Source organism: Xanthomonas sp. F4, assembly GCF_011761895.1.
In genome coordinates, this window is sequence record NZ_JAASQX010000002.1 from 483,037 (window position 1) to 509,818 (window position 26,782).

General features: G+C 68.7%; 24 protein-coding genes. 14 read left to right on the forward strand and 10 right to left on the reverse strand.

Features of this window, described 5'->3' with window-relative positions:
* Window positions 1-92: 92 nt before the first annotated feature.
* From FHR66_RS10015 to FHR66_RS10030, 4 genes are all read left to right on the forward strand, one after another.
* Complete coding sequence (locus tag FHR66_RS10015) at window positions 93-1,082, forward strand: ArsR/SmtB family transcription factor (protein WP_160967919.1); 990 nt, start codon at window positions 93-95, stop codon at window positions 1,080-1,082.
* Window positions 1,079-2,221, forward strand: coding sequence for a homocysteine S-methyltransferase family protein (locus FHR66_RS10020; protein ID WP_160967921.1), 1,143 nt, complete (start codon window positions 1,079-1,081; stop codon window positions 2,219-2,221). The genes FHR66_RS10015 and FHR66_RS10020 overlap by 4 nt, the downstream gene beginning before the upstream one ends.
* A gap of 103 nt (window positions 2,222-2,324) precedes the next feature.
* Window positions 2,325-5,090 carry a methionine synthase gene (metH, locus tag FHR66_RS10025; RefSeq protein ID WP_160967923.1) on the forward strand — a complete coding sequence of 922 codons (2,766 nt, stop codon included), beginning with the start codon at window positions 2,325-2,327 and terminating at the stop codon, window positions 5,088-5,090.
* A gap of 77 nt (window positions 5,091-5,167) precedes the next feature.
* Window positions 5,168-6,079 carry an NAD-dependent epimerase/dehydratase family protein gene (locus FHR66_RS10030; protein WP_237475350.1) on the forward strand — a complete coding sequence of 304 codons (912 nt, stop codon included), beginning with the start codon at window positions 5,168-5,170 and terminating at the stop codon, window positions 6,077-6,079.
* 397 nt (window positions 6,080-6,476) lie between these two features.
* Here the strand turns inward: FHR66_RS10030 and FHR66_RS10035 are convergent, their stop codons facing one another.
* From FHR66_RS10035 to FHR66_RS10065, 7 genes are all read right to left on the reverse strand, one after another.
* Window positions 6,477-7,229 carry a transporter gene (locus tag FHR66_RS10035; protein WP_167087826.1) on the reverse strand — a complete coding sequence of 251 codons (753 nt, stop codon included), beginning with the start codon at window positions 7,227-7,229 and terminating at the stop codon, window positions 6,477-6,479.
* Window positions 7,230-7,374: 145 nt separating this feature from the next.
* Entirely contained in the window at window positions 7,375-9,519 is a 2,145-nt protein-coding gene (locus FHR66_RS10040; RefSeq protein ID WP_160967925.1) for an SGNH hydrolase domain-containing protein, read from the reverse strand.
* A gap of 2 nt (window positions 9,520-9,521) precedes the next feature.
* A complete protein-coding gene (locus FHR66_RS10045; RefSeq protein WP_160967927.1) occupies window positions 9,522-10,229 on the reverse strand; it encodes a DUF2058 domain-containing protein in 708 nt (235 codons plus the stop codon).
* Between the two features lie 27 nt (window positions 10,230-10,256).
* On the reverse strand, window positions 10,257-10,493 hold the full coding sequence (locus FHR66_RS10050) for a SlyX family protein (RefSeq protein ID WP_017908102.1): 237 nt from the start codon (window positions 10,491-10,493) through the stop codon (window positions 10,257-10,259).
* Window positions 10,483-11,829, reverse strand: coding sequence for a UDP-glucose dehydrogenase family protein (locus tag FHR66_RS10055; protein WP_160967929.1), 1,347 nt, complete (start codon window positions 11,827-11,829; stop codon window positions 10,483-10,485). The genes FHR66_RS10050 and FHR66_RS10055 overlap by 11 nt, the downstream gene beginning before the upstream one ends.
* 15 nt (window positions 11,830-11,844) lie before the next feature.
* Entirely contained in the window at window positions 11,845-12,795 is a 951-nt protein-coding gene (locus FHR66_RS10060) for an FKBP-type peptidyl-prolyl cis-trans isomerase (RefSeq protein ID WP_160967931.1), read from the reverse strand.
* A gap of 100 nt (window positions 12,796-12,895) precedes the next feature.
* Window positions 12,896-13,462 (reverse strand): glutathione peroxidase, encoded by a 567-nt coding sequence (locus FHR66_RS10065; RefSeq protein WP_048492503.1) that lies wholly within the window; start codon window positions 13,460-13,462, stop codon window positions 12,896-12,898.
* 128 nt (window positions 13,463-13,590) lie between these two features.
* On the opposite strand from FHR66_RS10065, the gene FHR66_RS10070 reads away from it, so the two are divergent.
* The 6 genes from FHR66_RS10070 to FHR66_RS10095 are packed head-to-tail and all read left to right on the forward strand — an operon-like array spanning window position 13,591 to window position 17,530.
* The gene (locus tag FHR66_RS10070; protein WP_160967933.1) at window positions 13,591-13,833 is read left to right on the forward strand and encodes a hypothetical protein; all 243 of its coding nucleotides are present in this window, start codon (window positions 13,591-13,593) and stop codon (window positions 13,831-13,833) included.
* 2 nt (window positions 13,834-13,835) lie between these two features.
* Window positions 13,836-14,198, forward strand: coding sequence for a GntR family transcriptional regulator (locus tag FHR66_RS10075; RefSeq protein ID WP_160963726.1), 363 nt, complete (start codon window positions 13,836-13,838; stop codon window positions 14,196-14,198).
* Window positions 14,195-15,076, forward strand: coding sequence for an ABC transporter ATP-binding protein (locus tag FHR66_RS10080; RefSeq protein WP_160967935.1), 882 nt, complete (start codon window positions 14,195-14,197; stop codon window positions 15,074-15,076). Before FHR66_RS10075 ends, FHR66_RS10080 begins: the two co-directional genes overlap by 4 nt.
* Window positions 15,073-16,065 (forward strand): ABC transporter permease, encoded by a 993-nt coding sequence (locus FHR66_RS10085; RefSeq protein WP_167087756.1) that lies wholly within the window; start codon window positions 15,073-15,075, stop codon window positions 16,063-16,065. Before FHR66_RS10080 ends, FHR66_RS10085 begins: the two co-directional genes overlap by 4 nt.
* 43 nt (window positions 16,066-16,108) lie before the next feature.
* On the forward strand, window positions 16,109-16,933 hold the full coding sequence (locus FHR66_RS10090) for a GIN domain-containing protein (RefSeq protein ID WP_167087758.1): 825 nt from the start codon (window positions 16,109-16,111) through the stop codon (window positions 16,931-16,933).
* A gap of 42 nt (window positions 16,934-16,975) precedes the next feature.
* A complete protein-coding gene (locus tag FHR66_RS10095; RefSeq protein ID WP_160967941.1) occupies window positions 16,976-17,530 on the forward strand; it encodes a DUF2884 family protein in 555 nt (184 codons plus the stop codon).
* A 99-nt stretch (window positions 17,531-17,629) separates the two neighbouring features.
* Here the strand turns inward: FHR66_RS10095 and FHR66_RS10100 are convergent, their stop codons facing one another.
* Entirely contained in the window at window positions 17,630-18,493 is an 864-nt protein-coding gene (locus tag FHR66_RS10100) for a DMT family transporter (protein ID WP_160967943.1), read from the reverse strand.
* 161 nt (window positions 18,494-18,654) lie between these two features.
* Between FHR66_RS10100 and FHR66_RS10105 the strand changes: the two genes are divergently transcribed.
* Both FHR66_RS10105 and FHR66_RS10110 read left to right on the forward strand, forming a co-directional pair.
* Window positions 18,655-20,022 (forward strand): aminotransferase-like domain-containing protein, encoded by a 1,368-nt coding sequence (locus FHR66_RS10105; RefSeq protein ID WP_160967963.1) that lies wholly within the window; start codon window positions 18,655-18,657, stop codon window positions 20,020-20,022.
* 79 nt (window positions 20,023-20,101) lie between these two features.
* Entirely contained in the window at window positions 20,102-20,542 is a 441-nt protein-coding gene (locus FHR66_RS10110) for a hypothetical protein (protein ID WP_160967945.1), read from the forward strand.
* A gap of 262 nt (window positions 20,543-20,804) precedes the next feature.
* Here FHR66_RS10110 and FHR66_RS10115 read toward each other — a convergent pair whose 3' ends face one another.
* A complete protein-coding gene (locus FHR66_RS10115) occupies window positions 20,805-22,238 on the reverse strand; it encodes a class II fumarate hydratase (RefSeq protein ID WP_160967947.1) in 1,434 nt (477 codons plus the stop codon).
* Window positions 22,239-22,628: 390 nt separating this feature from the next.
* The gene (locus FHR66_RS10120; protein ID WP_160967949.1) at window positions 22,629-23,630 is read right to left on the reverse strand and encodes a YiiG family protein; all 1,002 of its coding nucleotides are present in this window, start codon (window positions 23,628-23,630) and stop codon (window positions 22,629-22,631) included.
* A gap of 398 nt (window positions 23,631-24,028) precedes the next feature.
* On the opposite strand from FHR66_RS10120, the gene FHR66_RS10125 reads away from it, so the two are divergent.
* Together FHR66_RS10125 and purB are read left to right on the forward strand one after the other, a co-directional pair.
* A complete protein-coding gene (locus tag FHR66_RS10125) occupies window positions 24,029-25,348 on the forward strand; it encodes a hemolysin family protein (protein WP_167087760.1) in 1,320 nt (439 codons plus the stop codon).
* Window positions 25,349-25,385: 37 nt separating this feature from the next.
* Window positions 25,386-26,753: an adenylosuccinate lyase gene (purB, locus tag FHR66_RS10130; RefSeq protein WP_167087762.1), complete on the forward strand. Its 1,368-nt coding sequence runs from the start codon at window positions 25,386-25,388 to the stop codon at window positions 26,751-26,753.
* Window positions 26,754-26,782 lie beyond the last annotated feature (29 nt).

The following is a 26,782-nucleotide window of genomic DNA, read 5'->3' on the forward strand; positions in this document are numbered from 1 at the left end:
TGTAGCCGTGCAGACCATACGCCGGCGTGTGCAACTTGACCGCAACCGCCGCGCGGACCAAAATATCTCTATATCGCGATAGGAAGATATTTATGGATCTGGAGGACTGGTCGTCCCGGCTGAAGGTCTTCGCCGACGCCACCCGCGTGCGCCTGCTGGCGCTGCTGGAGCAGGAGGAGCTGACCGTGGCCGAGCTGTCGGCCATCACCCGCCTGGCACAGCCGCGGGTCTCGACCCACCTGGCCAAGCTCAAGGAGGCCGGACTGGTGCGCGACCGCCGCGCCGGCGTGTCGGCCTATTATCGCTTCGACGAGACCCTGCTGGACCCGGCCCAGCGCGCGCTGTGGCTGGCGCTGAGCACCGGCAGCGACGATCCGCTGCTGCGCCAGGACGCCGAGCGCGTGGCGGCGGTGCTGGCCAACCGCGCCGCCGACCAGAACTGGGCCGACTCGGTGGCCGGCGACATGGAACGCCACTATTCCCCCGGCCGCACCTGGGAAGCGCTGGCGCGCACCGCCCTGCCGTTGCTGGAGACCGGCGACGTGCTCGACATCGCCTCCGGCGACGGCGTGCTGGCCGAACTGGTGGCGCCGCACGCGCGCCGCTACGTCTGCATCGACACCAGCGCGCGAGTGGTGGCCGCGGCCAGCGAGCGCCTGCGCCGGCTCGGCAATGTGGAAGTGCGCGAGGGCGACATGCACGCCCTGCCCTTCGCCGATGCCAGCTTCGACCTGGTGGTGATGATGCACGCGCTGACCTACGCCACCAAGCCGGCGCAGGCGGTGTGCGAATCGGCGCGGGTGCTGCGTCCGGGCGGCCGCCTGCTGCTGTGCAGCCTGGCGCGCCACGAACACAAGGCCGCGGTGCAGGCCTACGGCCACGTCAACCTCGGCTTCGCCGCCAAGGAACTGCGCAAGTTCGTCGGCAAGGCCGGGCTCGAGGTCTCCAGCCTAGAAACCGTGACCCGCGAGAAGCGTCCGCCGCACTTCGAGGTGATTTCGTTGATTGCTGGGAAGCCGGGATTGGGGAGTGGGGATTCGGGATTGGATAAGGCAAAAGCCAAAGCAGGAGCTGAAGCATGACCGGCGCTTTTCCACCAATCCCCAATCGCCAATCCCCAATCCCGGGCCTGCCCTGGCTAAACCCGGAGCGCACGCAGAAACTGCTGCAGGCCTTGTCCGAACGCATCCTGATCATCGATGGGGCGATGGGCACGATGATCCAGCGTCATGGGCTGCAGGAGGCCGACTACCGCGGCGAGCGCTTCGCGGAGGGCTACGACGCGCAAGCCGGGCACGTGCACGGCCCTGGTTGCGACCACGCATCGCAGGGCCACGACCTGAAGGGTAACAACGACCTGCTGTTGCTGACCCGCCCGGAGGTGATCGCCGAGATCCACCGCGCCTACCTCGACGCCGGCGCCGACCTGCTGGAGACCAACACCTTCAACGCCACCGCGATCAGCCAGGCCGACTACCACCTGGAACACCTGGTCTACGAACTCAACAAGGCCGGCGCGCAGGTCGCACGCGCCTGCTGCGACGCGGTCGAGCAACTGACGCCGGACAAGCCGCGGTTCGTGATCGGCGTGCTCGGCCCGACCAGCCGCACCGCCTCGATCAGCCCGGACGTCAACGATCCCGGCTTCCGCAACACCAGCTTCGACGAATTGCGCGCCACCTACCGCGACGCGATCGACGGCCTGATCGACGGCGGCGCCGACACGCTGATGGTCGAGACCATCTTCGACACGCTCAACGCCAAGGCTGCGCTGTATGCGATCGAAGAAGTGTTCGACGCGCGCGGCGGGCGCTTGCCGGTGATGATCTCCGGCACCATCACCGATGCCTCTGGCCGCACCCTGTCCGGGCAGACCGCCGAGGCGTTCTATGCCTCGGTCGCGCACGGGCGGCCGCTGTCGGTGGGGCTGAACTGCGCGCTCGGCGCGAAGGATCTGCGGCCGCACGTGGAGACCCTGGCGCGGATCGCCGACGGCTACGTCAGCGCGCATCCCAACGCCGGCCTGCCCAACGCCTTCGGCGAATATGACGAAACCCCCGAGGAAATGGCGGCGACGCTGCGCGAGTTCGCCGAGTCCGGGCTGCTGAACCTGGTCGGCGGCTGCTGCGGCACCACCCCGGCGCATATCCGCGCCATCGCCGAGGCGGTGCGCGGGCTGCCGCCGCGCGTGCCGCTGGCGACCACGGCGCAGGCCGCCTGATGTCCGCCGCGCGCATGCCCGCCGTCCCCGCCGGCGCACTCCTGCGCGGGCACGGTGCCGCCTGCGCGCACGCCTGCACCTCCCTGTTTCCGGAACGCTGACCATGTCCTCCGCCCGCTACACCCGCCTGTCCGGCCTGGAGCCGTTGCTGCTGACCCCGGACCTGCTGTTCGTCAACGTCGGCGAACGCACCAACGTCACCGGCAGCGCGCAGTTCCGCAAGCTGATCAAGGAGGAGCGCTACGAGGAAGCGGTGGAGGTGGCGCGCCAGCAGGTCGCCAACGGCGCGCAGATCCTCGACGTCAACATGGACGAGGGCCTGATCGACTCGGAGAAAGCGATGGTGCGCTTTCTCAACCTGATCATGTCCGAGCCGGACATCGCGCGCATCCCGGTGATGGTCGACTCCTCCAAGTGGAGCGTGATCGAGGCCGGGCTGAAGTGCCTGCAGGGCAAGAGCGTGGTCAACTCGATCTCGCTCAAGGAAGGCGAGGCACCGTTCGTCGAACACGCGCGCAAGGTGCTGCGCTACGGCGCCGCGGCGGTGGTGATGGCCTTCGACGAGGTCGGCCAGGCCGACACCTGCGCACGCAAGGTGGAGATCTGCACCCGCGCCTACCGCATCCTCACCGAGCAGGTCGGGTTCCCGCCGGAAGACATCATCTTCGATCCGAACATCTTCGCCGTGGCCACCGGCATCGAGGAACACGACAACTACGCGGTCGACTTCATCGAGGCGACCCGCGAGATCAAGCGCACCCTGCCGCACTGCCACGTCTCCGGCGGCGTGTCCAACGTGTCGTTCTCGTTCCGCGGCAACGAGACCGTGCGCCAGGCGATCCATTCGGTGTTCCTGTACCACGCCATCGCCGCTGGCATGGACATGGGCATCGTCAACGCCGGCGGCATGCCGATCTACGACGAACTGGACCCGGAACTACGCGAGCGCGTGGAGGACGTGATCCTCAACCGCCGCCGCAATGCCACCGAACGCCTGCTGGAGATCGCCGAGCGCTACAAGAAAGCCGGGAATCGGGATTCGGGAATCGGGAATCGCGAGAAGCTGGCGTGGCGTGAGAAGACGGTGCACGAGCGATTGAGCCATGCGCTGGTGCATGGCATCGACGAGTTCGTCGAGCTCGATACGGAAGAAGCTCGGCAACAGTCCACGCGCCCGCTGGACGTGATCGAAGGCCCGCTGATGGACGGCATGAACGTGGTCGGCGACCTGTTCGGTGCCGGCAAGATGTTCCTGCCGCAGGTGGTGAAATCGGCGCGGGTGATGAAGAAGGCGGTGGCCTACCTGCTGCCGTACATCGAGGCGGAGAAGCTGCGCAGCGGCGACACCGGCAAGTCCAACGGCAAGATCATCATGGCCACGGTCAAGGGCGACGTGCACGACATCGGCAAGAACATCGTCGGCGTGGTCCTGGCCTGCAACAACTTCGACGTGATCGACCTGGGGGTGATGGTGCCGACCCAGACCATCCTCGATCGCGCCCGCGCCGAGAACGCCGACATCATCGGCCTGTCCGGGCTGATCACCCCTTCACTGGAAGAGATGACCCACGTCGCCCGCGAGATGCAGCGTCAGGGCTTTTCGATGCCGCTGCTGATCGGCGGCGCCACCACCTCGCGCGCGCACACCGCGCTGAAGATCGACCCGCACTATGCGGCGCCGACGGTGTGGGTCAAGGACGCCTCGCGCGCGGTCGGCGTGGCGCAGTCGCTGATCTCGCGCGAACTGCGCGCGGCCTTCGTCGCCGCCAACGACGCCGACTACGCCGAGATCCGCCAGCGCCACAAGAACCGCGGCGACGCCAAGCGCCTGGTGTCGCTCGCGCACGCGCGCGGGCAGCGCTTCGATGGCGGCTGGAACACCTACACCCCGCCGGCCCCACGACAGCCCGGCCTGCATGTGTTCGACGACTACCCGCTGGACGACCTGGTCCCACTCATCGACTGGACCCCGTTCTTCCAGGCCTGGGAACTGGCCGGCAAGTTCCCGGCGATCCTCACCGACGAGATCGTCGGCCAGCAGGCCAGCGAGCTGTACCAGGACGCGCGGGCGATGCTGCAGCGGATCGTCGAGGAGAAATGGCTGACCGCCAAGGCGGTGTTCGGGCTGTGGCCGGCGCAGTCGGTGGGCGACGATGTCGAGGTGGTCCTGGCGGACCACCGGGAGTCGGGAATCGGGATTGGGGATTCGCAGGAACAAAGCCAATCCCCAATCTCCACTCCCCAATCCCGGCACCTCCTGCATTTCCTCCGCCAACAGGTCGACAAACCCGCCGAGCGCCCGGACTTCTGCCTGGCCGACTTCATCGCCCCGCGCGACAGCGGCAAGCAGGACTGGATCGGTGCGTTCGCGGTCACCGCCGGCATCGGTATCGAGCCACACGTGGCGCGCTTCGAGGCGGCGCACGACGACTACAACGCGATCCTGCTCAAGGCCCTGGCCGATCGCCTGGCCGAGGCGCTGGCCGAGCGCCTGCATCAGCGCGTGCGCACCGAATTCTGGGGCTACGTCGGCGACGAGGCGCTGGACAACGAGGCGCTGATCGCCGAGCGCTACCGCGGCATCCGCCCCGCGCCCGGCTATCCGGCTTGCCCCGACCACAGCGAGAAGCAGACCCTGTTCGCGCTGCTCGACGCCGGGCGCAACGCCAGCATGTCGCTGACCGAGAGCTTCGCGATGCTGCCAACCGCCGCGGTGTCCGGCTACTACTTCAGCCACCCGCAGAGCCAATACTTCGTGGTCGGCCGGCTCGGCAAGGACCAGCTCGCCGACTACGCGAAGCGCAAGGGCGTCTCGCTGCAGCAGGCCGAGCGTTGGCTGGCCTCGAACCTGGACTACGATCCGGAGTGAGCCCGGGCCGTCGCAGGTGCGGCCCGCATCGCCTGCTTCGCCATCACGCACGCCCTTCCCGCCCACCGCCCATGCCGATGCCCACCTCATCCCCGCTGAAGATCGTGGTCACCGGCAGCGCCGGCCGGGTCGGCCGCGCGATCCACATCCGGCTCGCGCGCGAGCACCGCGTCAGTGGCTTCGACCGCACGCCCTGCTCCACCGCCGACTGGGTCGGCGACCTCGACGATGCCGCGCTGCTGGCGCGAGCGCTGCAGGGCGCCGACGCGGTGATCCACACCGCCGCGCTGCATGCTCCGCACGTCGCGCATGTGCCGGCGGCACGCTTTCGCCAGGTCAATGTCGACGGTACGCGCCGCGTCCTGGATGCCGCGGCGGCGGCCGGCGTGCGCCGCATCGTGTTCACCAGCACCACCGCGTTGTACGGCAGCGCCGCCACGCCCGACGGCAGCGCCGGCTGGGTCGACGAAACGCTGACGCCGCAGCCGCAGACCATCTACCACCACACCAAGCTGGAGGCCGAGGCGGTGCTGCGCGAAGCGGCCGACCAGGGCGGGCCGAGCGTGCGCATCCTGCGCATGTCGCGCTGCTTCCCGGAGCCGGCCAACGTGATGGCGGCGTTCCGCCTGCATCGTGGCATCGACGCGCGCGACGTCGCCGAGGCCCATGCCGCGGCATTGCGGCATGCCGGGCCGGCGGCCGAGACATTCGTGATTTCCGGGGCCACGCCGTTCCTGCGCGAGGATTGCGCCGACCTGCATAGCGCGGCAGCGACCGTCCTGCAACGACGCGCCCCTGCCCTGGTGGCGGCGTTCGCGCAACGTGGCTGGGCACTGCCGGAACGGATCGACCGCGTCTACTCGGCACGGCACGCGATGCAGGCGCTGGATTGGCGACCGCGCTACGGTTTCGAGGAGGTGCTGGCGCAGTACGACCAGCACGTCCCGGAGGTCCTGCCGCCCGGCGATGGCGAGGTCGCGCGCGAGTGAGCGTGCGGCGGTAGGGGCGAGAATCTCGCGCACCCAGCTCCGCGAGACGCTTCGCGCCAACCCTCACCCCAACCCCTCTCCCGACGGGAGAGGGGCACGCGTATTACCGCTGTTCCCTTCTCCCCTCGGGAGAAGGTGCCCCTAAGGGGCGGATGAGGGTACGGGCGCAGCCACGTCAACCCAAACAGCACGAGACGCTTCGCGCCAACCCTCACCCCAACCCCACTCCCAAGGGGAGAGGGGCACACGTACTGCCGCTGTTCCCTTCTCCCCTCGGGAGAAGGTGCCCCGAAGGGGCGGATGAGGGTACGGGCACAGCCACGTCAACCCAAACACCACGAGCCGCTTTGCGCCGACCCTCACCCAACCCCTCTCCCGATGGGAGAGGGGCTCGGGCTCAGCGCAGCAACACGGAAATGCCGAGGCCGCCCTGCCAGTCCGGGGTCTGCGACGACAGACCGCGCAGCACCGACACATCCAGTTGTACGCGCTTGGCGAACAGCCAGGTAACGCCGCTGCCGAGCGCGCGCATCTCGTCCTCGCCGCCGCCGATGCCGGCCTCGACGTAGGCGCTCAGCGTGTCGCCTGCATAGAAGGTATAGCTCGGCGAGACGCTCCAGCCGGAGCCGTCCTCGCTGTCGCTGACGTTGCCGTACAGCGCCAGGCTGCGCCCCTCCGGCAGGTCCCAGCCAGCGCTCACGCCCAGGTCGTAGCGATGTCCGGCATCGCCGTACGGTGCGCGCCCGACCGGCAGGCTGGCGCTGCCGAGCAGCGACCAGCTGAAGCCGTCGCGGGCGCTGGGCAGCGCCTGCTTCAGGCCGATGCTGGCGTCGCCGCCGCTGTGCCCGCGCCGGTCCTGGCCGCCGCCGCGCACGCGTTGCCAGACCTGGCTGTCGATCGCCAACTGCAGCTCGGTGCGCGCGCTCAGGCCGATCCGCAGCCGGCTGTTGGCGACGTATTCGGTGCTGCGCACATCGCCGTCGCGGTCGTAGCTGCCGTCGAAGAACGCCTGCTCCCAGGCCGCCTGGCCACGCTGCAGCGTGGTCGAGGCGAAACCGATGCCGGGCCGATCGAACGCCGGCGCATCCTCGGCGCAGGCCACGCCGGCGCTGCCGGCAGTGGCGGCCAGCAGCAGCGCCCCGCGCAGCATTGCATCGCCACCACGGCGCAATGGCGGCCGGCGGCAATGGCGGGTGGCGATGGACGACGGCACCGGCGGCGATAGCTGCGGCGCGACCAAACGTAGAACAGGCATGCGCGAACTCCTTGCGATGCGGGAGGCGGAGGGCTGCGCCTCAAGGCGACGGCGGCGAGTTTGCCTGGATCGCAGTGAAGTGCGCGGTGAAGCCCGGCAGCAGCACCCGGTTGCCATAGCCGCTGAGGTGATCGGCATCGAAGAACAACGGGCGGCCTTCGCGGAATCCGGTGCATTGCTGCGCATCGCACAGCAGCGGCAGCGGATCCCACACCGAGGCATGCGGCAGCTGCGCGGCGATGCGCTGCAGGCTCTGCAGCACCGGCGCCCGGTAGCGCTGCATGGTCGCGCGCGGAATCGGGATGCCATGCGCGCAGATCGGATTGCCGCGGTTGAACCAGTCCGAGCAGCGATACGGCGGCGCGCGCAGCACCGGCTTGGGCGCTTCGAAGACGATGCGCACGCCGCGCTGCGCCAGCGGCTGCAACAGCGCCACCGCGGACGCTTCGCCAGCGCTGCGTGCCGCCTGCGCCGCGGCGCCCTCCTGCTCGGCCATCACCGCCGTCTCGTCGAACAGGCGGTCCTGGTCGGCCAGGCGCAACACCCGCAAGGCGGGCAGGAACAGCACATCGCCGTCGCGCGCGTGCGCGGCGACGTCGGCCAGGGTGCTGCGCTCGTAGGCCTGGCAGCCGGGATTGCTGGCCTGCCAGGCCTGCAATCCGACGATCGGGCAACCGCCGACGCCGTACAGGCGCACCGGCACCCCGCTCTGCAGCGCGAAACGCCGCAGCAGTTCGTTGTAGGCCAGCGCATGCGAATCGCCGGCGACGAACAACTGGCCGCCATCGCGATTGTGCAGCGTGCACGCGCCGCGCTCGAACAGCTTGACGCTGCCCACCTGCACCGGCACCTGGCGGGTCTGCAGCGTGCATTGCGGGAATTCCCGGCGCAGGCCCTTGGCATAGGCGTACCAGTCCAGCGGATGCCGGCTGACCGTGCTCAGCCCGTAATAGCGCTGGGTGTCCTGCAGCAGCGCATGGGTGCCGGCGGCGAGCAACACCAGCGCCAACCCGGCGACGATGGTCCGCGCCGGCGTACGCGCGTGGCCGATGCGGCCATGCCGCCAGGGCAGCTCCACCCAGCGGTACGAGGCCAGCGCCAGCAGCGCCACCAACAGCAATGCCGCGGCTCTGGTCGGCACCGAGTCCAGGCCGACGGTCCAGCGGAACAGCACGAACACCGGCCAATGCCACAGATACAGCGAGTACGACACGCGGCCGATCGCCACCGGCACGCGGTGTGCCAGCGCGCGGCGGGTCCAGCCGGCCGGGCCACCATGCAGCAGCGCCAGCAGGCCAAGCGTGCCCAGCACCGGCCACAGCCCGTCCGGCCATGGCGAGTGGCCCGGACGCGCGCGCCACAGGCCGACCGCGATCGCCGCCAGCGCCACCGCCAACAGCGGCGAACGCCAGCTCCACGCGCCCGGTGGCGGCGCCTGCGTGCCGGCCTCGAAGCGTCCGCGCAGCGCCAATACCTGGTACAGCAGCACGCCGCTGCCGAGTTGCCAGAACCGCGCGGTGGTCAGATAGAACGCGGCCGCCGCATCGCTGGCGTCGCGGCTATGCCGCCAGGCGAACGCCAGCGACGCGGCCGAGGCCAACGCCACCAGCAGCGTCGACCCCACCCGGCCGCGCCCGCCGCGGTTCCAGGCCAGGAACAGCAGCGGGAACAGCAGATAGAACTGCTCCTCCACGCCCAGCGACCAGGTATGCGTGTACGGATTGAATTCGGCCTTGGGCGAGAAGTAATCGTTGCCGGTCGCGGCCAGCACCCAGTTGCTGAGGCCGACGAAGGCCATGCGTCCGGTCTTGGCGCTGGTCTCGCTGAGCCAGGACTCGGGAATGAACAGGCCGCTGGCCAGGCCGGTGAGCAGCAGGCACGCCACCAGCGCCGGCGCGATGCGGCGCATGCGCCGCGCGTAGAACTGCGCGAACACACCCAACTGTCCGGCCGCCGGCAGGCGCTGCAGCGACGCGCTGACCACGAAGCCGGAGATCACGAAGAACATGTCCACGCCGGTGAACCCGCCCGGCAGCCACGCCGGATCGAGGTGGTAGGCGATCACCGCCAGCACCGCGATCGCGCGCAGCCCGTCCACGTACGGCAAGTAGCCGCCACCAGTCTGCCCGTGCGGCGGCGTGTGGCCGCGCCCGGCGGCCAGCGTGCCCATCCCTGGCAGCGCCACGCTTACCAGACCAGATCGTCTGGGATCTGGTACTTGGGATCGGCGTAGGGGTCTTCTTCTGCGGTCGCGTTGGGATCGACCCGCAGCGCCACCGCCGCCGGGAAGATCGCTTCGGCCTGGTCCAGCAGCGCCGCGGTCACCAGCAGGTAGCGGCCGTTCTGCTGCAGCACGCCCAGCTCGCCGGCGTTGAGCGCCTTGAGCTGGTCGGGGGTGACGTAGATGCGCTTGATCTTGCCGCCATAGGGGAAATGGCGGGCGATGTCGGCCTCGGCGTGGTTCAGCGCCTGGCCCTTGAGCAGTTCGTCGAGCTTGGCCCGCGCCTCGCGGCGCAGCCGCGCTTCTTCCTGCTTCTGCCGCTCGGCCTCGATGCGCTCGTCCTTCTCGCGCTGGGCGCGGATCGCGTAGGCCTTGGCCAGGTCGATGTCCTCGCGGCTGCGCGGCGGCCGCGCCGCTTGGCCGCCCGCCCCCTGCGGTTTGCCCTGGCCCTGGCCCTTGCCAGGGCCGTTCCCGTGCGGACGGCCACGCCCGCCGCCGGGCTTGCCGGCGTTGGGCGCGCCGCCGGGCGCGCGCTCGCCGCGCGCCCCGGCCGGTGCCGGGCGCTGGCCCGACCGTCCCTGCGGCCGCGGCGCGGCAGGCGGGGCTTTACGTTCGGGTTTCGGCGCGGGCTTGAAGCCCAGGCCCAGCAACTGGTCGCGGAGGGTATCGCTCATCGGGTCGGAATCGATCGGTTCGGGGGATCAGTAATGCGGCGGCGGCGGTTCGTCGGCCGGATCGGCGTAGAGCGTGCTGCGCACCTTGCCCAGATCTTCGAGCAGGTGACGCAGCAACTCGGCGTTGCGCTGGCTTTCGATACGCGCTTCGGCCAGGGCATCGCTCATTTCCGACAGCGCCTGCTCCTGGAAGGAGAGGCGCGTTTCCAGCTCGATCAGGCGGTTCTCCAGCAACCGATCCTGGGTGGAAAAATCATGCTGCATGGATCGAACGTCCCCGGCCGATGCCGTAATACGCCAGGCCGAAGCTCTCGATTTCCTGCGGATCGTAGAGATTGCGGCCGTCGAACACCACCGCATCGCCGATCAGTTCCTTCATGCGGGTGAAGTCCGGGCTGCGGAACTGCTTCCACTCGGTGACCACCGCCAGCGCATCGGCGCCTTCCAGCGCTTCGAAGGCATCGCTGCAGAAGTGCAGGTCGGCGCGCTCGCCGAAAATGCGCTTGGCTTCGTCGGTTGCCTCCGGATCGTAGGCGCGGACCGTCGCGCCCGCTTCCCACAGTTGCGCCAGCAGGCGGCGGCTGGAGGCCGCGCGCATGTCGTCGGTGTTGGGCTTGAACGCCAGGCCCCACACCGCGAAGGTCTTGCCCTTGAGCGGTTGCGCCGCGCCGTAGTGGCGCTGGATCAGTTCGTACAGGTGGCCCTTCTGCGCCTCGTTGACCGCTTCCACCGCATCCAGCAGCCTGGGCGCGTGGCCGTACTGCTGCGCGGTGCGCGCCAGTGCCTGCACGTCCTTGGGGAAGCACGAGCCGCCGTAGCCGGCACCCGGGTAGATGAAGTGCCAGCCGATGCGCGGATCCGAGCCGATGCCCTGGCGCACCTTCTCCACGTCGGCACCGACGCGCTCGGCGATGTTGGCGATCTCGTTCATGAAACTGATCTTGGTCGCCAGCATCGCGTTGGCCGCGTACTTGGTCAGTTCGGCCGAACGCACGTCCATTTCCACGATGCGGTCGTGGTTGCGGTTGAACGGCGCGTACAGGCGACGCAGGCGCGCGGCCGAGCCGGGCTTGCTGCTGCCGATGACGATGCGGTCCGGCCGCATGCAGTCGGCGACCGCATCGCCTTCCTTCAGGAACTCCGGGTTGGACACCACGTCGAACTCGATGGCCTCGCCGCGCGCTTCCAGCTCGGCGGCGATGGCCGCGTGCACCTTGTCGGCGGTACCGACCGGCACCGTCGACTTGTTGACCACGATGGTCGGCCCCTGGATGTGCTGGCCGATGGTGCGGGCCACCGCCAGGACGTACTGCAGATCTGCGCTACCGTCCTCGTCCGGCGGCGTGCCGACGGCGATGAACACGATATCCCCATGCGCGATGGCGCTGGCCGCATCGGTGGTGAAGAACAGCCTCCGTGCGGCGTGATTGGCCTTGACCATCGGCGAGAGGCCAGGCTCGTAAATCGGGACCACGCCCTTGTTGAGCCCATCCACCTTGGCCTGGTCGATGTCTACGCACACCACATGGTGGCCGACTTCGGCCAGACAGGTTCCGGTGACGAGCCCGACATAGCCGGTGCCGAATATCGCTACGCGCATGTAATCTCCTTTCGGTTATTGAAGGATGTTCAAAAGTTCCACGTCGAAGGTCAGCATCGCATCCGGGCCGATCGGGCCGCCCGGCGTTCCCTGCGGGCCGTAGCCCAGGTTGGACGGAATCCAGAAGCGGTACTTGGAGCCCACCGGCATCAGCGCCACGCCCTCGCTCCAGCCCGGCACGACCTGGTTCAGCGCGAACTCGGCCGGCTGACCGTTCTTGTAGGAGCTGTCGAAGACGGTGCCGTCGAGCAGCTTGCCTTCGTAGTTCACCCGCACCTTGCTGGTGGGCGTGGGCCGCGCGCCGCTGCCTTCGCGCAGCACCATGTACTGCAGGCCAGACGGCGTGGTGATCACGCCCTTCTGGTTCTTGTTCTGCGCCAGGAAGGCGTTGCCCTCCTGCTTGTTCTTGGTCGCCACGGCGGCCTGCTTGGATGCGCCGAACGCCTGCAGTGTGGCCATCGCCTGCTCCTGGGTCATCGCGGTCTGGCCCTTGGCGAACACGGTGCGCACCGCGCCCATCAGCGTCGGCAGGTCGATGTCGTTCTGGATCCGCGCCAGCGACGGGCCGACCGCACGGTCGCCCAGCATCAGGCCGACGTTTTCCTTGGACACCGGCGGCGGCTGCGCGCCCGGCGCCATGCCGGGCACCGGCTGACCGTTACGCGCGGCCAACTGCGTGCGCAGCGCGGTATCGGTGGCCTGGGTCTGCTCGTCGGACAGCAGCGGCTTGCCACCCTTGAAGGCGTTCTCGATCGCGCGCTGCAGTGCGTTCACGTCGATGTCCTGGGCGATGGGCTCGAACGAACGCGCCACATCCATGCCGATCGCGTAGCTGACCTTCTGCTTCTCGCTGCCCAGCGTCGCCGCCGCGTTGCCGGCAGCCGGCGCCTGCGCGGACGCTTGGCCGGCGGCCAGCATCATCCCCACCACCAGCGACGCCACGGCGCCGCGCATTCCCATCTTCATTCGCTACTTTCCCTGGAAGTGAACTGTGAACTGGACGCGCCGCGATGGCGCAGACAGAGGCCGGCATTGTCGCATGTGCGGCCGAGATGTTGACCCGCTTTCAGTGCGATGCCGGCTGCGCTTTCAGTTCGCGTTCGATGGCACTGCGCAAGGCCGGATCGTCCGGCGTGACCTTGCTCGGAAATTGCGCGACCACGCGGCCGTCCCGCGCGATCAGATACTTGTGGAAATTCCAGCCCGGCGCCACGCCGGTGGCCTGGGTCAATTGCTTGTACAGCGGCGTCGCATCGTCGCCGATCACATGCACCTTCTCGAACATCGGGAACTTGACCCCGTAGGTGAGCGTGCAGAATTCCTGGATCTGCTTCTCCGATCCTGGCTCCTGGCCCTTGAAGTCGTTAGACGGGAAGCCGAGCACGCTGAAGCCCTGTGCCGCGTACTGCTGTTGCAGCTTCTCCAGGCCGTCGTACTGCGGGGTATAGCCGCACTTGCTTGCGGTGTTGACCACCAGCAGCACCTTGCCGCCGTAGGTCTTGTTCAGGTTCACCTTGTCCTTGCCGGCCAGCGGACGGTAGTCCCGGTCCAGCAGCGAGCCCGCCCAGGCACTGCCGACGGTGCCGGCAGCGGCCAGGATCGCAAGGAAAAACAGACGCTTGGAAAGTTTCATGAGGCACCGTTGGGAAGAAAAGGAAGTCGCGCACGACCAGGTCGGAAGTTGGGTCTGCAGCGTGTTGACATGCTGTGTAACGGTGTTATAGTTAAATACAACACCACTCACCCAGAGCAGGTCCCACGATGAATCTCAAACACCTCCAGCGCAGTCTCCCGGCCCTGGTCATCGTCGGCACCCTGCTCTGCGCGAGCTGGATCGGCGCCCAACGCCACCAGGGACGGCCGCTGGATTATGGCGCCAGCACGCCGCACGACGACAGCGCCGCCGGCGCCGCACCCTCTACCGTCCCGGCGGTGCGGCGACTGCGGGCCTCGCTGTCCGTGCCTTATTTCTCCTTCGCGCGCACCCTGCGCCCACGGAGCTGACCATGAGCGACATCCAATGGAGCGACGGCGCTCCGATCTACCGCCAACTGAAGGAGCGGGTCATCGCGATGATGCTCGACGGCATCCTCAAGCCCGGCGACGCCCTGCCCTCGGTGCGCCAGGTGGCCGCCGAATACCAGCTCAATCCGATCACCGTCTCGCGCGCCTACCAGGAACTGGCCGACGAGGCCCTGGTCGAGAAGCGCCGCGGGCTGGGCATGTTCATGACCGAGGAAGCAGCGCAGAAGCTGCGCGGCAGCGAGCGCGATCGCTTCCTCAACGAAGAGTGGCCTCTGGTGCTGGAACGCATCCAGCGCCTGGGCCTGACACTGCAAGACTTGTTGCCACCGGGGAAAACACCATGACTGCCGCTGTCGCCGCATCCGAATCCGTCGTCTATGCGCAGGGGTTGCGCAAGACCTACAACCACAAGCCGGCGCTGGCCGACGCGTCCTTCACCATCGCGCCCGGCCGCATCGTCGGCCTGATCGGCCCCAACGGCGCCGGCAAGACCACCGCACTGAAGGCGGTGCTGGGCCTGACCGCGGTGGACGGCAAACTGCGCGTGCTGGGCATGGACCCGCGCAAGCAGCGCGATGCGCTGATGAACGAGGTGTGCTTCATCGCCGACGTGGCGGTGCTGCCGCGCTGGATGCGGGTGAGCGAGGCGATCGACTTCGTCGCCGGCGTGCATCCGCGCTTCGATCGCGCCAAGTGCGAGCGCTTCCTGGCCAACACCAAGCTCTCGCCCAAGCTGCGGGTGCGCGAGATGTCCAAGGGCATGATCGTGCAGCTGCACCTGGCCCTGGTGATGGCGATCGACGCGCGCCTGCTGGTGCTGGACGAGCCGACCCTGGGCCTGGACATCCTGTATCGCAAGGAGTTCTACCAGCGCCTGCTGGAAGACTACTTCGACGAGCAGAAGACCATCATCATCACCACCCACCAGGTGGAGGAGATCGAGCACATCCTCACCGACGTGCTGTTCATCCGCGACGGCCGCATCGTGCTCAGCGCCGACATGGAGCACATGGCCACCCGCTACACCGAACTGCTGGTGCCGGCCGAGCGCATCGAGGCGGCGCGCGCGCTGCAGCCGATCGACGAACGCGGCCTGCCGTTCGGCAAGTCGGTGTTCCTGTACGACGGCGTGCCGCAGGCGCAGCTGGCCGCGCTCGGCGAAACCCGCACCCCCGGCCTGGCCGACCTGTTCGTCGCCATCATGAAGGGCACCTACGCATGAACGCTCCCGCCAAATCGATCTCTCCCGTGTCCACGTTCACGTGGCTGCTCAAGCGCGAGTTCTGGGAACACCGCGGCGGTTTCCTGTGGGCCCCGGTCATCACCGGCGGCATCGTCGCCGCGCTGTACACGGTGCTGTCGATCATCGGCAGCATCGCCGGCCGCAACCACGGCGGCGGCTCGCGGCTGAACGACGTGCAGTGGGACGGCCAGGCGCAGAACGCACACCAGATCATCGGCGCGGTCGGCGACGGCACCATGCTCGCCGGCGTGATCCTGGCCTGCATCGTGGTCGGCTTCGTGGTGTTCTTCTACGCGCTGGGCGCGCTGTACGACGACCGCCGCGACCGCAGCGTGCTGTTCTGGAAGTCGCTGCCGCTGTCGGATACCGGCACCGTGCTGTCCAAGGCCGCCTGGGCGCTGCTGCTGGCGCCGCTGCTGGCGATCGGCATTGGCCTGCTGATCGGCCTGGCGCTGTGGGTGGTCACCGCCCTGACCCTGTCGGTCAACGGCATTCCCCAGAGCACCGCGGTCTTCACCGAATCGCACCCGCTGCGCATCATCGGCATGGTCCTGGCCGCACTGCCGGTGCAGGTGATGTGGTCGCTGCCGGCGATCGGCTGGCTGATGCTGTGCTCGGCCTGGGCGCGCAGCAAGCCGTTCCTGTGGGCAGTGCTGATCCCGATCCTGGGCTGCGTGACCGCCAGCATGATGGGCATCCTGCCGATGCTGAACGTCAACCACAACCTGATCTGGTACACCGTGGTCTATCGCGGCCTGCTCAGCGTGCTGCCGGGCAGCTGGGGTCCGGTGCTGAACGAGCAGGTGGCAGAGACCCACATCAGCGGTCCGCAGGATCTGGTCAATGCGATCCATCTCGGTGACAGCTGGGTGCTGTTCCGCGACCCCGACATGTGGATCGGCGCCGCCGTCGGCGTGGCCTTCATCGTCGCCGCGATCTACGTGCGCCGCTGGCGCGACGAAGCCTGATCGCACTGCCGTCTCCCTACCCTTTTCCGCAAGGAGTGTTCCGATGCGCAAGACCCTCATCCTGTGTGCGCTGCTGTCGCTGCCGGCCGTCGCCATGGCCGACGACTGCAAGTATTCCGAACCGCGCGAACTGAAGCTGGACCTGGCCGGCGTCAAGACGGTCCTGCTGGACGTGCAGCAGAACGACCTCAAGCTCAGCGGCGCCAGCGCCGGCGACTCCACCTTGCGCGGCCGCGCCTGCGCTTCCGACGCGGACATGCTCAAGGAGCTGACCCTGCGTCAGCGCCACGATGGCGACACCCTGGTGGTGACGCTGAAGCACGAGGGCAAGATCCACGGCATCAGCGTCGGCAACCGTTACGCCTACCTCAACGTGGCCGGCAGCATTCCGGCCAACCTGCCGGTGCAACTGCAACTGGGCTCGGGCGATGCCGAGATCAGCGGCGTGGCCTCGCTCGACGCCAAGATCGGGTCCGGCGACCTGCATGCGCAGGGCATCCGCGGCGCGGTCAGCGCCACGGTCGGCTCCGGCGACATCGAACTGCGCAATGTCGGCAGCGTGGCGCTGCCGACGCTGGGCTCGGGCGACGTCAAGGCCGACCAGGTCGGCGGCGACGTCAAGGTCGGCACGGTCGGCTCCGGCGACCTGACCGTGCACGGCGTGCGCGGCAGCGTGCAGGTCGACAGCCTCGGTTCCGGCGACGTGCAACTGCGCGATGTCGGCGGCAGCGTCGCGGTGCAGACCGTGGGCTCCGGCGACCTGGACGTGGGCAACGTCGGCGGCAACCTGAGCGTGCAGAAGGTCGGCAGCGGCGACGTCACCCACCGTGGCGTGCGCGGCAGCGTCAATCTGCCCAAGCCGCGCTGATCCTCCACTCCGATTTTCTCACTTCCGCACGAGGACACGCCCATGCAGTACCGTTCCCTGCCCCTGGCCGGCGTCGCCCTGGCCGTCCTGCTCTCGCTCAGCGCCTGCGAGCGCTCGTCGAACGACCGCGTCGTGGTCGATCACGGCGGCGCGCAAAGCCTGACCTTCCTCAACGGCGACCTCACCCTGAAGGCCGATGGCCAGCCGCCGGCCACCATCACCCGCGACGGCAAGTTGTTGATCGACGGCAAGCCGGTGGCCCTGGATGCCGAGCAGCAGCGCCTGTTGCTGGCCTACCGCGGCCAGATCGAAGCGGTGGGCAAGCAGGGCGTGGAAGTCGGCAAGGCCGGCGCCGCGCTCGGCGTGAAAGCGGCCGGCGATGCCATCAGTGGCGTGCTCAGCGGCAACACCGAGCACATCGGCGAGCATGTCGAAGCGCAGGCCGACAAGATCAAGCAGGCGGCGCTGAAGATCTGCGATCAGGTGGCCGCGCTGCGTGCCGCGCAGGATGCGCTGATGCAGAAGGTGCCGGCATTCCGTCCCTACTCCACCCTCGACGACAGCGACGTCAACGACTGCAGGCACTCGGCCGCGTAACCGGCGGCAGCCGCGCTGCCGCGACGATCGTCCACGACCGCCCGCTGTGTCCGCGCTCCGCCCGGCAGTCGCCCCACGCCTGCCGGGCGGGTCGCGGTCTCAGCGGGCGTATCGTTTCGCGCCCGCCACGCAGACCATGGCGACCAGGGTCACCGCCAGCATCGTCCAGCTCACCGTTTCGTGGAGCAACAGCGCGGCCAGGCCCAAGCCGATGAAGGGCTGGAACAACTGCAGTTGCCCGACCGCCGCGATGCCGCCTTGCGCCAGGCCGCGGTACCAGAACACGAAGCCGATCAACATGCTGAACAACGAGACATAGCCCAGGCCGAGCCATGCCGGCATGTGCACAGCGCCGAACGACGCGGGCTGCGTCAGCAGGGCCAGGGACACCATCAGCGGCAGCGACAGCACCAGCGCCCAACAGATGACCTGCCATCCGCCCAGCGTGCGCGACAGGCGCGCGCCCTCCGCGTAGCCCAGCCCGCACAGCACCACCGCGGCCAGCATCAGCAGGTCGCCCTGCAGCGAGGCGTCGATCCCGCCGATCGCCGCATAGCCGACGACGCTGCAGGCACCGGCCAGCGAGAACACCCAGAACGGCGGACGCGGGCGTTCGCCGGCGCGCAACACGGCAAAGACGGCCGTGCACAACGGCAGCAGGCCTACGAACACGATGGAATGCGCCGAAGTGACGTGCTGCAGCGCCAGCGCGGTCAGCAGCGGAAACCCGGCCACGACCCCCAACGCCGTCATCGCCAAGGCGGGCAGCTCGGCGCGGCGCGGACGCGGTTGCCGAAACCCGAGCAGGAGCGCCAGCCCGAGCGCGGCGGCAATGCTGGCGCGGGCGCAGGTCAGGAACACGGGGGAGAAATCGGCGACCGCGACGCGGGTCGCGGGCAACGACCCCGCAAAAATCATCACGCCGATACATCCATTGATCCAGCCACCGGTGGTTTTTTCCATGCGCGTCTCCTTCGGCATCGCCGTTGCAGTAGACGCCACGCGGGACCGATCCGGCCAGGTACGATCCAATACGGTTTCGCAGTACTGTTATGCCTCAAGACCCAGTACAGCCGACGACAGTGAACAGACCCGCAGCAGCCGGCACGCGCATCGATGCGGTGATGACCGATATCCGCGCCCGCATCGCCAACCGCACCAGCCTGCCGGGAGCGCGCCTGCCCTCCGTACGCACGCAGGCGCGCGCGCTGCGCGTGTCGGTGTCGACGGTGGTGGAAGCCTATGAGCGGCTGGCGGCCGAAGGCGCGATCGTGGCGCGACCGGGGTCGGGCTTCTATGTGGCCGGGCCGGTGGCACCGCTGGCGTTGGCGCAACTCGGCCCGAAGCTCGACCGGCAGATCGATCCGCTATGGGTGTCGCGGCAGTCGCTGGAAGCGGATGCGCGCGTGCTCAAGCCCGGCTGCGGCTGGCTGCCGCCGACGTGGCTGTACGCCGCGGGCATGCGCCGCGCGCTGCGCACGCTGGCGCGCGCCGACACGCTGGAACTGACCGAGTACGCCACGCCCCTGGGCCACCCCGGCTTGCGCCAGTTCCTGTCACGACGGTTGGCGGGCAACGGCGTGCAGGCCCCGCCCGAACAGATCCTGCTCGCCGAATCGGGGACGCATGCGATCGACCTGATCGGTCGCTTCCTGCTCTCGCCCGGCGACACGGTGCTGGTCGACGACCCCTGCTACTTCAATTTCCATGCCTTGCTCAAGGCGCATCGCGTGCAGGTCGTGGGCGTGCCCTATACGCCGCACGGACCGGACGTGGCGCACTTCGAAGCGGCGCTGAAAACGCACGCGCCGCGGCTGTACATCACCAATTCGGGGATCCACAACCCCACCGGCGCGGCCCTGTCCGCGGCGACGGCGCACCGGCTGCTGCTGCTGGCCGAGGGCTCGGACCTGGTGATCGTCGAGGACGACATCTTCGCCGACTTCGAGACCAGCCCAGCCCCACGGCTGGCGGCCTTCGACGGCCTGGCGCGGGTGATCCAGGTCGGCAGCTTTTCCAAGACGGTCTCGGCATCGCTGCGCTGCGGCTACATCGCCGCGCGTGGCGACTGGATCGAAAGCCTCGCCGACCTGAAGATCGCTACGAGCTTCGGGGGCGGCCGGCTGGCGGCCGACGCCGTGCTGATCGCCCTGACCGACAGCGGCTACCGCCGGCATCTGGAGAGCTTGCGGCGGCGCCTGGCGGAGCAGATGGCCAGGACCGTGGCGCGGCTGCAGGACCTTGGCATCCGGCCCTGGCTGATCCCGCAGGCCGGCCTGTTCCTTTGGTGCAGGCTGCCCGCGGGCATGGAGGCCTCGGCGATCACGCGCGCCTGCCTGCAGGAGGGCGTGGTACTGGCGCCGGGCAATGCCTTCAGCCAGTCGCTGAGCGCGGGCGATTTTCTCCGCTTCAACGTCGCGCAATCCACCGACGAACGGATGTTCGGCGTGCTCGCGCGCGCCATGCAGTCCGCTCCGAACCCGCGCCGCTAGCGCGCGTCCGGCACGCCTCGCCACGACCGAAGCCGCCGCACGTTCTAGAATGCCCGCACTCCCCCACTGCACCGCCCCCATGAAGAAGACGCTGTTCGCCTGGTTCTCGCTGCTGTCGTTGTGCCTGCTGCTCGCCGCCTGCGGCGGACGCGGCGGCGAGACCACTTCCTCGCGCGCCGAGCGCAGCAAGCCGCGGGTGGCGGTGGACAGCATGAACGTGATGTTGCGCCGCGCCCCGGCCGCCAATGCCACCATCGGGCCCGACGGCAGCCTGCGCATCGACGACATCGAGCTGCCGTTGCCCCCCGCACAGCGCACCGAACTGCAGCAGTTGTTCATGCACCTGCAGATGCAGCGCCAGCGCACCCTGGAGACCGCGGCGCCGGATCCGAACATGCGCTCGGTCGGCTTCGCCCCGACCCCGGAGATCACCGCCGCGCAGGCGGCGGTGCTGCGCGACATTCCGTCGCTGCAACCGTACCGCGACAGCTTCGGCAACCTGCAGGCCGAACGCCGCTGAGGCCTGCCGGCGCCGGCAAGCCCGGCACGAGGGAGCCTCGAAGAATTGGAGGTGCCCCTGTAGGAGCGGCTTCAGCCGCGATTGGCCTTCACGGTAAAGCCCATCGCGGCTAAAGCCGCTCCTACGAGGGTTTGCGGAGTAGTGTCCGGGCGCGATGTGGGAGGGACTTCAGTCCCGACGGCTTTCACCGTGCGATCGTCCGCTGCGCCTGGCACGACCATAACGCCGTGCCAGGCCTTGCTGCTTGCAGCGCCAGCGCGACTCAGCCGCCGCCGCCCGCGCCGGCATGGATGCCGCCTTCGGTCAGCGCAGCCGGGTCCAGCAGCCGGCGCAGTTCGTCCTCGCCGAGGCCGCTGTCCTCCTTGGCCACCTCCAGCACCGGCCGGTTCTCCTTGTAGGCGCGCTTGGCGATCGCCGCGGCCTTCTCGTAGCCGATGATCGGATTCAGCGCGGTGACCAGGATCGGGTTGCGGTCCAGCGCCTCGCGCACGCGCTCTTCGCGCACCTTGAGCCCGGCGATCGCCGAATCGGCCAGCAGCACCGATACGTTGCCCAGCAACTGGATCGACTCCAGCAGGTTGGCCGCGATCAGCGGCAGGGTCACGTTCAACTGGAAATTGCCGGTCTGCCCGGCCACGGTGATCGCGGTGTGGTGGCCGATGACCTGTGCGCAGGCCATCACCGTGGCCTCGGGAATCACCGGATTGACCTTGCCCGGCATGATCGAGCTGCCCGGTTGCAACGCCGGTAGTTCGATCTCGCCGAGGCCGGCCAGCGGCCCGGCGTTCATCCAGCGCAGGTCGTTGGCGATCTTGATCAGCGCCACCGCCAGCGCATTGAGTTGCCCGGACAGTTCCACCGCGTCGTCCTGCGCGGCCAGGCCCTCGAATTTGTTCTCGGCGCTCTCGAAGGTGAAGTCGGTCAGCGCCGACAACGCCTTGGCGACCTTGCCGCCGAAGCGCGGATCGGCGTTGATGCCGGTGCCGATCGCGGTGCCGCCCAGCGGCAGCCGGCGCAGGCGCTTGAGGCTGTCGTCGATGCGCGCCTGCGCCGACACCAGCTGCGCCGACCAAGCGCCGAACTCTTGGCCGAAGGTCAGCGGCATCGCGTCCATCAGGTGGGTGCGCCCGGTCTTGACCACGCCCTGCAGCTGCTTGGCGCGCTTGTCGATCGTCTTGCGCAGGTGCTTGAGCGACGGTAGCAGATGCTCGCGCGCGGCCAGCAGCGCGGCGACGCGGATCGCGGTGGGGACCACGTCGTTGGAACTCTGGCCGAGGTTGACGTGGTCGTTGGGATGCACCGTCGGCAGTGCGTTGCTGCCGTGCTTGCCCTCGCCCTTGGCGGCGCGGTTGGCCAGCGTGGCAATGACCTCGTTGGCGTTCATGTTCGACGAAGTGCCCGATCCGGTCTGGTAGATGTCGATCGGGAAGTGCGCGTCGTGGCGGCCGTCGGCCACCTCCAGCGCCGCGGCCTGGATCGCCTTGGCGACGGCCTTTGGCAACAAGTCCAGGTCGGCGTTGACGCCGGCCGCGGCGGCCTTGATCAGGCCCAGCGCGCGGATGAAGCCGCGCGGCATCGGCTGCCCGGACACCGGAAAGTTCTGTACCGCACGCTGGGTCTGCGCCCCCCACAAGGCATCGGCGGGCACCTGCAGTTCGCCCATGCTGTCGTGTTCGACCCTGAATTTGTCACTCATTGCGCAATCTCCGCATCTGCAAAAAGGAATCCATCGGCGCCGTCATCGGACGTCCGGGGAGGCAGGCTGGCGGGATTGCGGCTGGCGCGCGCATTATCCGTGGCGCAGCGCCCGGCGTCAGCCAGTGTGCGCCGGCGGATGTTAGGAATGTCTGGAGGCGCGAGAAGCGCGGCAGCCCGCCATGACCGGCAGGCGTATGCGGTCCAGGATCGACTTTGCGAAGCCTGGCAACGGCGCGACGCATGATGGCACATTCCGCGAGCGCGCTATCGTGATGCGGACGGCGCGAACCGTGCGCACCGTCGGCGAAGGACGGGACTCCGGCATGCCGGGGCCGCCCTGGCGACGGCACCGGCGGGACCGGCGGCCTTGCGCCGCCGGCCCGCGCGCTCAGCGCTGGCGGTTGCTCTGGAACACCAGGTCGTTGTAGCTCTTCATCAAGCGTGCCGGCGAGCCTTCCGGCGCGACGATCGGGTTGTCCAGCGAGCGCTGCTCGAATGCGCTGTACGGGATCTTTTCCGCCACCCGCTTGATGCGCGCCTTGGATTCCTTGCGGAAGTTCTCCGCGGCGGTCTCGAAACCGCTCCAGTCGGACTTGCCCGGCTCCTGGTTGGCGACCTTGGCATGCGCCTCGTCGGACAGGCTGTTGAAGCCCGCCACCAACGCCGTGGCCTTGGCGGTGTCGAAATCGTCGTCCTGCATCAGGCTGACGATGTCCTTGGCCTCGAGCATCATCGACAGCCGATAGAAGTCGCGGGTGCGGCCCTCGGCCTTTTCCATCGCCTTCAACTGCTCGCGCTGGGCGGCGTCGTTCTGCGCCTCCAGTTCGTGGCTGAAGGCCTCGCTGGCCTCGTGGAATTCGGACAGCGCGGCCATCAGCGGCGCATGCATCTGCTTGCCCTTGGCGAACTGGTCGTCCTGGTAGTCCTCGCGGTCGTAGTAGTCGCGGGCCTGGTTGGCCAGCGGCTGCAACGTCTTCAAGGCGGCCAGATAGCGCTTCGCCGCCGCATCCAGGGCCGGCAAGGACGGCTTGGCCGCGATCGCCTGGGTCATCGGCGCATCGCACAGCTTCATCGCGTATTCGTCGATCGGGGCGGGCCCGTACACGCTGGTTTCCTTGCCGGTGGGGCCGGCCTTGGGGTCGGCCATCCAGCGTATGTACTGCTGCGCACCTTCGTGGATGCGGCCATCGACCTTGTTGAAGCATTCGATGTAGGCGTTGAGCTTGCTGGTCAGCGCCTGGTCCGCGTCGCTGGCGGCAGCGTCGGATGCATGGCTGGCATCGGCACCGGCATCGGACGCAGTCGGCGTGGCCGAGGGCTTGCCGCCGCAGGCGGTCAGGAAAACGGACACAGCGGCGGCCAGCGCCGCCAGACGCAAAGAAGATTTCATGGGGGAATGTTGATGTTGAAAACGGTTACAGAAAGTTTAGCAAACGAAAAGATTGTGGTAGCGTGATGGTTGGAGGCCGGGATGATCAGCCATTCGGCTGCTGAAAGGCCGGCGATTCGGGATTGGGGATTCGCAACAGCGACTCCGCGCGCTGATCCACGGCGCATGTTGCAGCGCTGGCATGTGACGGAATACGCGAGACGGCGCGCGCCGGCGGCAACGACGCAACGCATCGGCTAGACTGCGACGACGTATCACCGACGGAACGCGCACGCCGCCATGGGCGACGATTCAGCCTGTAGATGCCGGCGCACGCTGCGCAGGGCCACGCACCCCGCCGTTTCCACCCCTCCCGCCCGGCGCCATGACGCGCCAGCGGCGCGCGCCGGGGAACGCACATGATCGGCAATCTCCTGCTGCTGGCGCTGGCGATGCTGCTGGTGCTGCTCAACGGTTTCTTCGTCGCCGCCGAGTTCGCCCTGGTCAAGCTGCGCCACACCCAGGCCGTGGGGCTGGCCGAGCACCACGGCTGGCGCGGCCGCTTGCTGCTCAACGTGCACGGCCACCTCGACGCCTACCTGTCGGCCTGCCAGCTCGGCATCACCCTGTCCTCGCTGGGCCTGGGCTGGGTCGGCGAACCGGCCTTCGCGCACCTGCTGCAGCCGCTGTTCGACCTGCTGGGGCTCAGCGAGGAGGCGGCACGCCTGAGCGCTTTCATCATCGCCTTCAGCGTCATCTCGTTCCTGCACATCGTGCTCGGCGAACTGGCCCCCAAGTCGATGGCGATCCGCCGCCCGGAGCGCATGTCGCTGTGGACCGCCGCGCCGCTGTACCTGTTCTACTGGGCGATGTATCCGGCGATCTGGCTGCTCAACACCAGTGCCAACACGCTGTTGAAGGCGATGGGCTGGGGCGAGGTCGAGCATGCCTCGCACCGCTACTCGCGCGAGGAACTGAAGCTGATCGTCGGCCGCCAGCAACCCGCCGGCGGCGCGCCCGATCACGAACTGACCCTGATGAGCCACGCGCTGGAACTGCCGGAACTGGTGGCCGGCGATCTGATGCGCGCGCGCGACCATCTGCGCGGGTTCCGCGAGGGCATGGCGCTGGACGCGGTGATGGCCGAGTTCGCCGAGAGCCGCTACAGCCGCTACCCGTGGTTCGACCGCGACGGCGAGCAGGTGCTCGGCATCCTGCACATGAAGGACCTGCTGGTGGAGATCGCCGGCGGCCGCCGCAGCGACGACCTGCGCCTGCTGCTGCGCCCGGCCAACCTGATCGCGCTGGAGACGCCGGTGCCGCTGGTACTGGAGCGCTTCCGTACCGGCGCCACGCACATGGCGCTGTGCGTGGACGAGCACGGCCGCATCCTCGGCTACTTCACCCTGGAAGACCTGCTGGAAGTGGTGGTCGGCGACATCGAGGACGAACACCCGCACGTGGTCAAGGACGCACCGACCCGCGGCGCCGACGGCAGCGTGCTGGTGGCCGGCTCGACCTCGATCTTCCGCCTCGAGCGCCTGCTCGGCCGCGACCTGCGCGCGCCGGAGCACCTCAACTCGGTCGGCGGACTGATCGTGCACCAGTTGCAGCGCCTGCCCGAGGAAGGCGAGCAACTGCAGATCGACGGGCACCTGTTCACGGTCAAGCGCATGGCCGGGCATCGCATCCAGGCGGTGACCGTGCGCCTGGCGCCGGCCGAGGCCGCGCCGACGTAGAATGGCGCCCCCGCCGACACCACCCCACGCCCCCGCCATGTCCGATTCCGCCCTGCTCGCCCTGTCCCCGCTCGATGGCCGCTATGCCGGCAAGGTCGACGCCCTGCGGCCGATCTTCTCCGAATACGGCCTGATCAGGGCGCGGGTGAAGGTGGAGATCGAATGGCTGCTGGCGCTGGGTGCCGAGTCGGGCATCGGCGAGCTGGCCGCGTTCTCGCCGGCGGCGGCGCAGCGCCTGCGCGCGCTGGCCGACGGCTTCGGCGTGGAACACGCGGCGCGGGTCAAGCAGATCGAGCGCACCACCAACCACGACGTCAAGGCGGTGGAGTACTTCATCAAGGAGCAGCTCAAGGACGACGCCGAACTCGGCCCGGCCCTGGAGTTCGTGCATTTCGCCTGCACCAGCGAGGACATCAACAACCTCAGCTACGGACTGATGCTGGAGCAGGCCCGGCGCGAGGTGCTGCTGCCGACCCTGGACGCGGTGATCGCCACGCTCCGCGCCCTCGCGCATGCGCAGGCCGCGCAGCCGATGCTGTCGCGCACCCACGGCCAGACCGCCTCGCCCACCACCCTGGGCAAGGAGATCGCCAACGTCGTCGCGCGCCTCGAGCGCCAACGCCGGCAGATCGCCGCAGTCGAGCTCACCGGCAAGATCAACGGCGCAGTGGGCAACTACAACGCCCACGTCGCCAGTTACCCCGACGTCGACTGGCCGGGCTTCGCCCAGCGCTTCGTGGAAAGCCTGGGCCTGGTGTTCAACCCCTACACCACCCAGATCGAGCCGCACGACAACGTCGCCGAACTGGGCGACGCCACCCGCCGCGCCAACACCGTGCTGATCGACCTGGCGCGCGACATCTGGGGCTACATCTCGCTGGGCTACTTCAAGCAGAAGCTCAAGGAAGGCGAAGTCGGCTCCTCGACCATGCCGCACAAGGTCAACCCGATCGACTTCGAGAACGCCGAAGGCAACTTCGGCATCGCCAACGCCCTGTTCGAGCACTTCTCGGCCAAGCTGCCGATCAGCCGCTGGCAGCGCGACCTCACCGACTCCACCGTGCTGCGCGCGCTCGGCACCGCCTTCGGCCACACCCAGGTGGCACTGGACTCGCTGGCCAAGGGCCTGGGCAAGCTGACCGTGAACCCGGAGCGCCTGGATGCCGACCTGGATGCCGCCTGGGAAGTGCTGGCCGAAGCCGTGCAGACGGTGATGCGCCGCCACGGCCTGCCCAACCCCTACGAGCAGCTCAAGGCGCTGACCCGCGGCCAGGGCATCACCGCCGCCTCGATGCGCGCCTTCGTCGAGACCCTGGAGCTGCCCGAGGACGCCAAGCAGCGCCTGCGCGACCTGACCCCGGGCGGCTACGTCGGCCTGGCCGAGCGGCTGGCGCGCGGCATCTAGGGCGTGTCACCAATCCCCGCGCAATCTCG